The sequence below is a fragment of the Microcoleus sp. S1D4 genome (genome assembly GCF_036700765.1).
In the GTDB taxonomy this organism is placed as follows: domain Bacteria; phylum Cyanobacteriota; class Cyanobacteriia; order Cyanobacteriales; family Microcoleaceae; genus Microcoleus.
Map to the genome: position 1 here is coordinate 1 of NZ_JAUBPP010000049.1, position 12,931 is coordinate 12,931.

6 protein-coding genes and 1 pseudogene are annotated in these 12,931 nt (G+C 46.4%); 3 read left to right on the forward strand and 4 right to left on the reverse strand.

Features of this window, described 5'->3' with window-relative positions; translation table 11 throughout:
• On the forward strand, positions 1-4,715 hold a 4,715-nt coding region (locus tag QT998_RS26935), incomplete at its 5' end, for a CHAT domain-containing protein (protein WP_333218205.1).
• A gap of 285 nt (positions 4,716-5,000) precedes the next feature.
• On the opposite strand, the gene QT998_RS26940 is transcribed toward QT998_RS26935, so the two are convergent.
• The 4 genes from QT998_RS26940 to QT998_RS26955 form a co-directional block, all read right to left on the reverse strand.
• A complete protein-coding gene (locus QT998_RS26940; protein WP_333093530.1) occupies positions 5,001-5,480 on the reverse strand; it encodes a hypothetical protein in 480 nt (159 codons plus the stop codon).
• Positions 5,481-5,784: 304 nt separating this feature from the next.
• Positions 5,785-7,902 (reverse strand): NAD-dependent DNA ligase LigA, encoded by a 2,118-nt coding sequence (gene ligA / locus QT998_RS26945; RefSeq protein ID WP_333118868.1) that lies wholly within the window; start codon positions 7,900-7,902, stop codon positions 5,785-5,787.
• Positions 7,903-8,024: 122 nt separating this feature from the next.
• Entirely contained in the window at positions 8,025-9,089 is a 1,065-nt protein-coding gene (locus QT998_RS26950; RefSeq protein WP_333118869.1) for a vWA domain-containing protein, read from the reverse strand.
• A gap of 297 nt (positions 9,090-9,386) precedes the next feature.
• Positions 9,387-10,367, reverse strand: a complete 981-nt coding sequence (locus QT998_RS26955) for an Npun_R2479 family HD domain-containing metalloprotein (protein WP_333093534.1) — start codon at positions 10,365-10,367, stop codon at positions 9,387-9,389.
• Between the two features lie 393 nt (positions 10,368-10,760).
• Here QT998_RS26955 and QT998_RS26960 point away from each other — a divergent pair, with 393 nt between their 5' ends.
• Both QT998_RS26960 and QT998_RS26965 read left to right on the forward strand, forming a co-directional pair.
• The gene (locus QT998_RS26960) at positions 10,761-12,518 is read left to right on the forward strand and encodes an alpha/beta hydrolase (protein ID WP_333093535.1); all 1,758 of its coding nucleotides are present in this window, start codon (positions 10,761-10,763) and stop codon (positions 12,516-12,518) included.
• A gap of 183 nt (positions 12,519-12,701) precedes the next feature.
• Positions 12,702-12,931, forward strand: a pseudogene (locus QT998_RS26965) (photosystem II q(b) protein); the annotation flags it as partial.

Genomic DNA, 12,931 nt, shown 5'->3' on the forward strand with positions numbered 1-12,931 from the left:
CTGAACTAAAAGGCAATGTCGCTACCATCGGCAGTCAAACTTATGGAGATGCTGTCACAATTGCCACTAATCCGATTCTCGCAGGCAGCGGGATTACTTTCAACGATACTGTTGACGGCAGCAGCGATTTAACTGTGAATGGGGGTACTGGTAATGTTACATTCAATGGTGCAGTTGGTGCTGCAAGTGCTCTTGGCAATTTAACAGCTAACTCTACAGGAACCACCGCATTTAATCAAACAGTCAATGCCGCGAGTTTGACTACAGATGCCGGGGGCACAACTCAACTTAATGGTAATGTCGCTACAATCGGCAGTCAAACTTATGGAGATGCTGTCACTGTTGCCAATAATCCGATTCTCGCAGGCAGCGGGATTACTTTCAACGATACTGTTGACGGCAGCAGCGATTTAACTGTGAATGGGGGTACTGGTAATGTTACATTCAATGGTGCAGTTGGTGCTGCAAGTGCTCTTGGCAAAATAACAGCTAACTCTACAGGAACTACCGCATTTAGTCAAACAGTCAATGCCGCGAGTTTGACTACAGATGCTGGCGGCACAACTCAAGTAAAGGGAAATGTCACTACAACCGGCAGTCAAACCTACGGAGATGCAGTGACAATTGCCAACAATCCGATTCTTTCAGGTGACAGCATTACTTTCAATAATACTGTGGACGGCACTAGCGATTTGACGGCTAACGCGGTGAGCGGTAATGTTACATTCAATGGTGCAGTTGGCAATACTACAGCATTAGGAAATATTACCGCTAACTCTACAGGAACCACCGCATTTAATGCCGTCAAGGCTGCTAGCATCACCACTAACACTGGCGGCACAACTCAACTGAATGGCAATGTGACAACTACGGGAAGTCAAACTTATGGAGATGCTGTCACTGTTGCCAATAATCCGATTATTTCAGGTGACAATCTTACTTTTAATGATACAGTTAACGGCAGTAGCGAGTTGACTGTGAATGGGGATACCGGTAATGTTACATTTAATGGTGCAGTTGGCAATGCTAATTCTTTAAGCAAGTTGCAAATTAGCGGAAAAAATATCAATGCAAATTCTGCGATTAACGTAGCTGGCAATATTGGAATTTCGGCTGATACTATCAATCTGCAAGGAACTTTGACCACTACCAATAACGGTACGCTAATAATTAGCAATACGGGCAATCTAAATATTTTAAATAATCTGAACTTAGACGGTGCATTTAATCAAAATGGCGCGGGAAGCGTTGCCCTGAGCGGAAATATTACCACAACTAATGACAACATTAGTTTTAGTGGGCCGGTGACATTAAATACTCCTGTAAATTTTACACTCGGAGATGCAACTATTGCTTTCGGTTCTAGTTTATCGGCAGGTAGTAACCCGCTGACTTTAACTGCCGGTGAAATTGATTTTTCAGGTAACGTTTCTGGTACGGGCGCGCTAAGGCTGCAACCAGCAACAGCAGGACAAAATATTGTGGTTGGCGGAACTGATAACAATACTAGCGCTTTAGATTTGACGCCATCGGAACTTAATTTTATTCAAAATGGGTTTAGCTCGATCGCGATCGGGCGATCGGATAGCACCGCCAAGGTTAGTATACCTAATAATCTCACATTTTTAGACCCCGTAACTATTCAAGGGGCAACTGGGACGATCGCACTTGATGGCACTCTGACGGGCAATGACAACAGCAGTATCGCCCTCAACGCTTCCACAATTAATTTAAATTCTGGCATCAATACCAATAAAAACCCGATCGCCCTTAACGGCACTATCCAACTCGGAAACGATATTAATCTCAGTACCGGCGGCGGAGATATTAAGATAGTTGGTGCGATCGACGGTAATCATTTGTTGAACTTAGATGCGGCTACAGGCAATGTGCTGGTACAAGGAAATATCGGAGGAACAGCACCACTTTCTGTTTTAAATGTTACCGCAACGCAGGCGGAATTCACTAACGGTAATATTGCGAGCAATTCGGGTTTTAATATTGCTGCTGGCAGCACTAAGTTAGGTGGCAATGTTACTACTAATCAGGGCAATATAAATATTAACGGTGTTCTCGGGTTAAGGAAAGATGCGATATTGAGTACAGCCGGGGGGAGTATTGCCTTTGGAGGTGCGATAGACAGTATTGATGCGGCCCGCAACTTAACTCTAGCCTCCGGTAGCGGCAGCATCACTTTCAACGATTCGGTGGGTGCCACCAGCAAATTAGGAAACCTTGCGATCGAAAATGCTGGCAATGTGACAGGAAACTCGACAATTAACGCGCAACAATTGACAGCACTAAATACGGAAAAAGTCAATTTATCGGGAGATGTCACCGCCGGCAAAGTCGATATTACTGCCAAGGGCGATATAAGTGTTAAAAATATTACTGCTAATGGCGGAGAAATTCTATTTACAAGCGGTAACAATTTCACCGCCGGCAATTTGAATACATCGGGAAACAGTGGCGGTAACATAACGGTTAAGGCGATAACTTCAATTACGGCCGGACAAATTAACTCTAGCGGTATAGTCGGAAATGCGGGCAATGTGTTCTTAGATCCGATCGGCGATATTCAAGTAGAGTTTATCAATGCCCAAGGCGGTACAGGCGGCACCGGTGGCGAGGTGACAGCAATAACAGGCAATTTTTTCCGCGCTACGGGTACTTTTTCCACCCCACTGTCGCCGACGGGATTTGCTAGCATTTCTACTGCTGGCGGCACAGGTGGTGGCAAAATTACAATTGTGCACGCTGGGGGAGATGGAGGGACGCCGATTCAACCATTTGTGGTGGGGAATGCTGCTAGCAACGGTACGGCGGGTGCAATTACAACGGGACAATCTAGCATTACATCGCAGTCGTTTCCGCGTTCTAGTAGTGTTGGTAATATTGTGTTTTCGACTGACGCCGCGATCGACGCGACGCCAACGCCAACTCCCCCTCCGACGCCAACGCCAACTCCCCCTGAGGTTGTAACTGCGACTCCTCCTGAGGTTGTAACTGCGACTCCCCCTGAGGTTGTAACTGCGACTCCCCCTGAGGTTGTAACTGCGACTCCCCCTGAGGTTGTAACTCGCCCTGAGGTTGTAACTGTCACTCGCCCTGAGGTTGTAACTGTCACTCGCCCTGAGGTTGTAACTGTCATTCCCCCTGAGGTTGTAACTCCCCCTGAGGTTGTAACTATCACTCCCCCTGAGGTTGTAACTCCCCCTGAGGTTGTAACTATCACTTCGATCGATCCTACGGAAAGACAAGAGCCCGCACGGCAACCCCCAACCCTCGATCCCAAAGACTTTCAAGGCCCCGAATTTCGATCGCTAGACAATCCCGTTGTTGCTGCTGTCGATCGAGTTTTAACCCTCGATCGCACTATCACCCGTACATTACCCCCGGACTTAGTACCACCCTCACCACCATCACCAGAACCGCCAATAGTCAACCCCACTTCTAATTTAGTTCTGGGATATGTTCCGTCTCCCGATCAACTTTTTGAAGGTAACGACATAGAAAAAACAATCTCGGGAATCGAAGAAATGAGGAACCAAGAATTTGGAGAATACCTGGGGGTAAAAGGCAATCTCCCAGAAGAAAAAATCTTGATTGCGACATTACAACAAACGTTAAATAAGATCGAACAGCAAACCGGCAAACGGTCTGGTATCATCTACATAGTCTCGCTAGCCGATCGACTAGAACTAATTTTAGTTCCTCCCGTGGGACGGCCGATTCACTACAGCGTCCCTGAAGCCAACAGAGCAGCTCTTTTCCCATTTGTTCAGGAGTTGCAGGCTGAAATCACCAGTCCGGGAAAACGCGGTACTACCACTTATCTACGCGCCGCCCAGCAATTATATAAATGGGCGATCGCACCCCTAGACAAAGACTTAAAAAACTTAGGAATTCAGACTTTGTTACTGTCAGTCGATCCCGGATTGAGGAGTATGCCCTTTGCCGCTTTGCACGACGGTAAAGGCTTCTTGATTGAAAAATACAGTTTCAGCCTCATTCCGAGTTTTAGCTTGACTAATAGCGATTATAAAGCAGTTACAGATGCCACAGTGCTAGCAATGGGAAGGTCAGAATTTGTTAACCAAAAACCCTTGCTCAGTGTGCCGATCGAATTACAGGCGATTTCCGCTCAGTGGCATGGGCCATCTTTCCTCAATTCGACTTTCACTTTAGATAATCTCAACTCCGAACACGCCAAAAGAGGATTTCGGATAGTTCACCTAGCAACCCACGCTGACTTCCAACCGGGAAAACCAAGCAATTCTTACATTCAACTGTGGAATTCCAAATTGCAGCTCGATCGCCTAGAAAGTTTAAATTGGCGCAATCCGCAGGTAGACTTATTAGTATTAAGTGCTTGTAGAACAGCCTTGGGCGATGGGGAAGCAGAGTTAGGTTTTGGAGGTTTAGCGGTAAAATCCGGCGCGAAATCTGCTTTAGGGAGTTTGTGGTATGTTGACGACGGAGGCACTTTGGCGCTGATGAGCGAATTTTACCATCAGTTGCGAGGAGCCACAACGAAGGCAGAAACTTTGCAACTTGCTCAACAGGCGATGATTGCTCATAAAGTTCGGATGGAAAACGGGCAGTTAGTAACAACAGCGGGCAAATTGAATTTACCGGCTGACTTACAACAAAACCAAGATTTTTCTCATCCTTACTACTGGAGCAGTTTCACCCTAATCGGAAGTCCTTGGTAAGAAGGAAGTTCCGCAACGAGCAATGTACGGGATGTAACGGATGTAACGGATGTAATTCCGTCGGAAGATGGAAGTTCGGCAACGAGCAATGTACGGGATGTAACGGATGTAACGGATGTAATTCCCTCGGAAGATGGAAGATGGAAGATGGAAGATGGAAGAAGTCAAGGGTAGGATGCGTCAGGAAAGGTGATTTTCAATTATCACTCTCATCTCATTCTGACGCACCATTTATTCTTGTCATCAGAATCATATTTTTCCGATTACCAAGCGAGTTAAAAATTATCAAGAAGCAGAACCTCTTGGCCCTCCTTGTTTCACGTTAGGCGCTGCGGTTCCGTAATTGACGCGACAACCGATGTTTAACAAACTAGAACTGCATTCGAGAGGGACAATTTGCTGGTCGAGGAGAGCGCTGCAACTTACATACTGGTCGTTATTAGTATCTCTTACCATACATTCGATCGCCCTAGCGCCCGATCGACTCGCCCAACTCTTCATACCTGCCACTGCAATCATGTGCTGCCAGTAAAACCAAAACAGGAACACTCCAAACAGTACGGCCACTGCTAATCCTGCTTTAATCTTCCAACTGCCAAGGATATTTCCCAAGCTACTTTTTAAGTTTTCCGTCATAGAAATAGAGGTTTCGGAACTTATTTCTGGAGGCGGCAAATTGGTTTGTGTTTGTTCTGGGATTTCCGACATCACGTAGCTCCTCTGATTTTTGCGATTTGCTGGGAATTGCCGGAGGCGATGGTGCACTCTTGCAAATTATCTCAGATTTTAGCAAAACTCGTCTGTACTGGCAACCTCAAAAAGCAGTAGCGCCCTGGAAGTATGTATATTTTATCGATCGCGAGCGCGATTTCTATGCCTTTTGAGGTATTGCACAATTCGCGTTAGCGCAGCCCTCGAAGAGGATCGGCTATTTTGTACCTAGGGAAATAGAATTGTTGGCGATGTTCTTTGAAAACGGCTGAAATGAATCAGCTTTTTTGCGAACCGCAGAGGGCGCAGAGGGCGCAGAGAAAGAGCAAACAGAGATATATTGACTTTCACCAATCATTTATGGTTTCGATAGCAGTTCTAATAACTCAGATTCCGAAAGTAGTTTTACCCCCAAAGATTGAGCTTTTTCTAATTTAGAACCCGCATCTTCTCCCACAACCACATAATCAGTTTTAGCACTAACAGAACCTGTAACTTTTCCTCCAGCTTTGACAATTAAATCTTTGGCTTCATCTCGTTTCAGAGTCGGCAAAGTTCCAGTCAGCACAAAGGTTTTACCAGCAAATTGTAAATTTATATCGGCTAAATTCTGACTTTTCACTTCTGAGTGCAATTGCAATCCCGCAGTTTTTAACCGTGCGATTAAACTTTGATTTGCCGGAACTCGAAACCACTGAGAAACCGATTGTGCAATTTCCGACCCGATGCCGTAAACGCCCTCAATCGATGCCGCTGATACTGCTGATAACTCTTCCACATTTGCAAACCTTTCTGTCAGCAATTGAGCATTCACGCTGCCGACGTGGCGGATGCCCAAGCCGTAAAGTACGCGGGAATAAGGTTGATTTTTGGATTGGGCGATCGCACTTACCAACTTTTCTGCTAACTTCTTACCCATGCGTTCCAAACTCATCAATCTTTCCGCAGTCAAATCGTACAAATCCGCCGCAGAATTTAGCAGATTGCTGTCAACCATCTGCTGCACCAACTTTTCCCCAACACCGTTAATATCCAGAGCATCCCGGCTGCAAAAATGAATCAGTGAACCCCTCAAAATTGCCGGACAAGACGTATTGATGCAGCGAGTAACCGCCTCCCCTTTTTCCCGAACCACAGGCTGGGCGCATTCGGGACAGCAACTAGGCATTTGAAAAAGTTGAGCATTTTCGGGGCGAAGTTCTGTTAAAACTCGCACAACTTCTGGTATAATTTCCCCAGCTTTTCTGACAATCACAGTATCGCCAATGTGGAGATTTAGCTCGGAAAGTCGATCGCTATTGTGGAGAGAAGCGCGCGAAACCGTGGTTCCAGCCAACTGTACCGGTTTGAGTTCCGCTACAGGTGTCAGAGCTCCGGTTCTCCCTACTTGTACGGTGACTGCTTCTACAATTGTAGGGACTTCGGCCGCCGGATACTTCAGGGCGATCGCCCAACGCGGAAATCGTTGAGTAAAACCCAACTGTTTTTGCAACAAAACCGAATTAATCTTAACAACAACCCCATCTGTCATGTAAGGCAAATTTCGCCGTTCAGTATCCCAATATTCGTAATACTCCTGCACCTCATCCAAAGAATAGCAAACTTTGCGATTGGGATTCACCTTAAACCCCATTCTTCGCAAAAATTCCAAAGATTCCCCTTGCGTCTTTTCCTGATTAGCTTCATCTAAATGCAGAGTATAAGCAAAGAAATCCAAGCGCCGCTGATCCACAATTTTAGAATCCAACTGCCGCAGCGTACCCGCCGCCGCATTCCTAGGATTAGCAAACAATTGTTCCCCCGCTTTTTCCCGTTCCCGATTAATTTCCTCAAACACAGCCAAAGACAAAAAAGCCTCTCCCCGCACTTCCACCACAGGCGGCGGATTATCTAAATTCAGCTTGAGAGGAATCGAACGAATAGTTTTGACATTTTGAGTAATATCCTCTCCCGCAATCCCATCTCCGCGCGTCGCACCGCGAACTAAAACCCCATTTTCATAGGTTAACGCTAAAGCAGAACCGTCAATTTTTAACTCGCAAACATAGGAAACCCCCCCCAGCCCCCCCTTGCTAAGGGGGGGAGTAATTTCTTTGTTTTCTTCGTTGCTAAGAATAGGCGTAATTCCATCTTGTCCCCCCCCTTGATAAGGGGGGGTTAGGGGGGGTGCAATTCGCTGCCAGCGTTCCTGCCATTTAGCAAATTCCTCAAAATTAAAAGCATTTTCCAAACTGTAGAGAGGAATATTGTGTTTGACACTAAAAAATTGAGTAGCCGGCTTTTCTCCCACGCGCTGAGTCGGACTTTCGGCAGTAATTAATTCAGGATAATCTGATTCTAACTCTTGTAACTGTCGATAAAGGCGATCGTACACCTCATCAGCCATAATCGGCGCATCAAGAACATAATAAGCATAACTAGCTTGCTGTAGCTGATCCCTCAACTGTTTAACTCGCTGCTGAATGTCTGGTTGCATATTAACTTAAAAGTGTATATTTTTTAACCGCAGATGTGTAGGACAAACAAATCACAAACACAATAAAAATGTTAGCATTATCTACCTCAATCTGCGGTTGTTGTTTGGACGTTTAAAATCGATTAACGATCCCAATCTTCAACTTCATAAAGGAAACGAGTCCCCCCCATCAGCTTGCGATTCGCCGAGGTACTTTGCACAAAAACCGCATACTTTTCTAGATTGCTCGGTTTGAGGCGCACAGTCTCCCCCATTGGCAAACCCAACATTTCTCGCGCCGCTTCTCCTTCAAATAAATCCCCAGTCGAACGCTCCATCAGCACAATTTCTTTCTTACCTTGGATAGTTTCTGTTTTAGTAAACTCATAAAACCCGCGCCCGGTTTTAAAAGCCAAACCATTCTCCAGCACAAAAGCTTTAATTGAAATCTCGTTATCTACTTCTAGAATCTGAAATCTCCCCGGTTTGACAGCTCGCAATTCGGCTGATTCGTAAACAGCAGCGCCTTCCCGCTTCAGCATGGTATCAAACATCTTGTTTAATCCGCGACTCATGCGACCTTCACTGACAACTTCTTGCTCGTAAGCTTGCAGTTGTTCGTTAGATGACTGTTGGTAACAAACTGCTAAAAACAAATCTGTAATGTAGGAAAATTGGTCGAGATTGAGGTGAAAACCGCCAGACTTTTCGGCTAGTTCTTTGTAGAATAAAGTAGCATGATTACGGTTGAGAGCTTGGATGCCGTAAACGGCAATTTCCATCTGTGCTAACTTATCTACTTCCTGACGCCAGTTAAGTTTTTGAGGAGTTTGAGCGGGTGCGTGCGGGATGTCATCGCCAATGAGTACCAATGTTTTGGAATTAGTTGGAGTCCAAGAAAGTGATTGAGCTTCGTGCAAGACTAATTCATAACATTCTGGAGCATCGCCACCGCCAGTTGGTTCTACATTTTGCACAAAATTGCAAATCTTGTCCGCATCGCCCGACAAATCGAGGTGTTTAGTCACGTAAGTGCTGCCAGCATCGCAATAGTCCCCGTGAGCAATAATGCCAATGCGAATGCCAGGAATTTCATCAAGCAGTCTTGTCACCGTCTCTTTAATTTTCCGGCGAACTTGCGTCAAGCAAGGATACATACTGCCAGTTGTATCAAAGCTAAAAACGACTTCTATGTTGTTGGTTGTCATCACTTAACTCTCTCTAAACAACAAGGATTTCTTAGGAACAAGACTTGAATCTTTTAAACATTTGTTACATTTTTCTATCTTCAAAAGTGGTGGAGTAAAGAGAGGCAGAACTTCTGGATATGCCTTACCAGGTAGAGCCTGGTAACGAGCAAACGAGCAAACGAGTAAGTAACAATTATTTAATTGTCATTCCTTAGTTATATTATAACTCAATAAAAAAATTCAGCAGCTCTAGATTTACCATTTGTTGTAATTATAACTGGCGTTTATAGCTGCTGAATTATATCGATAAATCTCTCACAAATTTAGATCGGCAAACTCGCTAAATTTCTTGTTATCCCCGGAGGTAGAAAGTTGAAGGCGATCGTTGTTGTGTTCGCCGTTCAAGTTGTTATTAGCACGGGATTTAATTAATTCTTGAGCGTTTGTTTTGTTGAAAGCGAGCGGTTCAGCGTGTTCTACTTGAAACACGTTAGCGTAGAGGTTGGCAATAATTTGTTTGCCGCCCTGGGTTAATTCCAAGTAGTTCAAAGCTGCTGGAATGTAAGGAAAAACTCCGTTCCAATAAAACTTGGCGTAATTTTGTCGCAAATCTCCCGGAGAATTGTAGCCCAAGATTTTATTAGTGCCGACTTCTTCAAATTCGTAGAATAGCGCACTGATTTTTCGCAGGTAATTGGGGTCGCTCAACTGACCGATCAAATCGGCGGCCCTGGCTAGTCCAGAATAATTGTTTCTGTCTTGATGAGTTTCGCTAGCAGGAACTGGGAAGCGGGTCAATTCAATATTGCGCTTGATTTGTTCGGCATCAATTAAGGTGTGGCCACCGAAGCGTTCGTCAATTACGAGTTTTCCTCGATCGACATGATAAGCAGTTAAACTGGCAGAAGTAGCGCCGACCGGTACAGAAACCATGCCCCCGTCAATACCCGTAGCGTAGAGTCCGACAGCTTCTTGGTCTTGGCGACAAACACCTTTCACGTAGCCGATATCGTGGCACAGCAGCGAGATCAGGTAGTGCAGCCAATCTTCCGGCGACACTCCCCCTTCGCGAATATGCTTACCCCGCAGAATTTCTTGCCCCACCAATGCCACGAGCATTGTGTGTTCCACATTGTGGTACAAAGCATCGCAGTTAGCGATATTTTCCAGAGCCATCGTCCCCGCCCAGGCGATAATTTCTGGATAGTCAGGCTTGTACTTGCCGTAGGTGCGGCGGTAGCCGGCCTGCAGCTCTTGCACAAAAGCGTCAATCAGGATAGCAGTTGCATTGAACATGATAAATTTTCTCATTCAGACTCTAGTTACAAACTCGATCGCAAATATGTTGGATAGCTGAAAAAATAATCAATGGGCATAACCGTAGGTTTGACCCCTCGCCCAAAGATGGATAGAAGCCCCCGAATTTTGTTGTTCTGTGCCCTAAATTTTAGACTTTTGTTCCTGCTTTGGCGATTCCTCTGTCCAGGAAATTTAAAATCTCAAATCGACTGACCCCGGGCGCGTTGAATTAAAAATTTCGGAAGAATGTTTTCAGGTCATAAAATTACTCTCAGACTATGCTTCCCACGATAACCTAATTTCCGAAGCAACTGATAGATTTTTGGGCATTAAATGTTGGCGAAACAATTTAGACCGTTTCACCGACTAATTAATTAGAATGTGCTAGGTATGAAAGTTATGAACTGTCTGTTTCCGAGTCTCTCTACTGCTGCCCTTCGCACTCGGCGGTCGATCGCCCCCAAATACCTAGGATTGTTTGCATTCACTGCTGTTTGCACCGCTGCACCAGCTTTCGGGGCCGAGCGAATCTACGTAACTTACGGACCGCTAGAAGAATCAGTTCCGATCGAATCTTTGGCACTATTCGCCAAAGAAGGCAAAATAGACTCGAACTTGGACGGCTTTGCTCAGTACGCCAAAAAAGCTCAGCTAGCTCAGATTCGCAGCGCCCTGCAAGCGAAAGCTGAAATCAGCCCCGTGACGATCGCCCAATTCCTCTACACGCCTCAAGGAGAAGTGCTGCTGGAACGCTTGGGCCGAGTAGTTCAAACCAAAGCTCGGCAGCCCGGATTTTATGCCATCCGAGCGGCCCTGATTTTAGCAGCCGCCGATCCAGAAGGCCTGACAATTCTCAACGTGCTGCAAAAATTCCCTACTTACGGCATCAGGATTGACGTTGCGCGCGCCTTGGGTATCGCCGATAACCTGACATCGCTGATCAACCGTTCCAATCGGGCGATCGCCGGAGTCATCAAGTTGTCGGAAGCAGCAGCAGCCTCTGAGCCAGCGATACCGCCTGCAGAAATGCTACAGCCCCAGCTACCGGGGCCCTATACTTGGAAAAAATCATCGGTAACTCTGACGAGTCCAAATCGCGATCGCACCTTTGATATGGACATTTACCTGCCGCTGCAAAGCCCGCAACCGGCCCCTGTAGTAGTAATTTCTCACGGTTTAGGTTCCGATCGCACTTCCTTCGAGTATTTAGCCAAACAGCTAGCCTCCTACGGCTTTGCCGTCGCCGTTCCCGAACATCCAGGCAGCAACGCCCAACAAATCCAAAACCTAGTAACAGGCAAAACCAACGAAGTAACAGAACCAGCGGAATTTGTCAACCGCCCCCTGGACATCAAAGATTTGCTCGATTATTTAACCAAACTTTCGACTACCAATCCTGCCTACCGAGGGCTGCTCGACTTGGAGCGAGTCGGCATCATCGGCCAGTCTTTCGGTGGCTATACAGCTTTAACATTAGCCGGAGCGGGGATTAACTTTGCCCAGCTAGAAAAAGACTGCCAGCGACAAAACGAAACTTGGAACCTCTCCCTGCTGTTGCAGTGCCGCGCCCGCAGCCTAGATCGCAACCAGTACAATTTCAGAGATCCGCGCATCAAAGCTGCGATCGCCATCAACCCGATCGCCAGCAGCATTCTCGGAGAGACAAACCTCAGCCAAATAAAAATCCCAATCATGGTAGTCGGAGGCAGCGCCGATACAGTCGCCCCAGCTTTGCTCGAACAAATTCAACCTTTCACTTGGCTGACATCGCCCAACAAATATTTGGTACTGATGAACAACGGGACTCACTTCTCAACGATCGAGGATTCCCCTCAAAGCGTATTTCTGCCACCACCAGATGTCATCGGGCCCGAACCTGCTTTAGCCCGCCGCTACGTCAACGGACTCAGCGTAGCCTTCATGGAAACCTATTTGAACAACAAATCAAATTTCCGCCCGTATTTACAGCCGAACTACGCTCTAAGCATCTCGCGAGACACTCTCGGACTGAGAATTTTGCGATCGCTCACCCCAGAGCAACTCCAGCAGTTCAGCAGTGCGCCACCAGCTCGAAATCCTGCGCCTCCACTGCCGATCGAGCCACCTCCTGTGCCTTCTCAACCTCCGCTGCCACCAGTTCCGCGTTAAAAGGTAGGATGTGCCGAAGACCGCCGCGTGATGTGTTTTCCCCCTGGCAGCAGGGTTCATCAGCTTTCCTTATCACCTTCATCAGTTTAACTGTCGCTACAGGCCTTTACAAACCTTCACGGCATCGTTAATAATAGAGACATCATCCGAACATTGACAACCAAATAACGCAATCATAAACACATGACAGCCACCTTACAGCAGCGCGAAAGCGCTAACTTGTGGGATCAGTTTTGCAACTGGGTCACATCGACCGACAACCGCCTCTATGTAGGTTGGTTCGGCGTCTTGATGATTCCTACACTACTGACAGCCACAATTTGCTACATCACTGCATTCATCGCAGCCCCTCCCGTAGACATTGACGGCATCCGCGAACCAGTAGCAGGTTCCTTGATGTTCGGTAACAACAT

Bases quoted from the DNA above. Each gene is read 5' to 3' on its own strand.
- ligA (WP_333118868.1), bottom strand. From the start codon at position 7,902: ATGCAACCAGACATTCAGCAGCGAGTTAAACAGTTGAGGGATCAGCTA.
- QT998_RS26950 (WP_333118869.1), bottom strand. From the start codon at position 9,089: ATGACAACCAACAACATAGAAGTCGTTTTTAGCTTTGATACAACTGGC.
- QT998_RS26955 (WP_333093534.1), bottom strand. From the start codon at position 10,367: ATGTTCAATGCAACTGCTATCCTGATTGACGCTTTTGTGCAAGAGCTG.
- QT998_RS26960 (WP_333093535.1), top strand. From the start codon at position 10,761: ATGAAAGTTATGAACTGTCTGTTTCCGAGTCTCTCTACTGCTGCCCTT.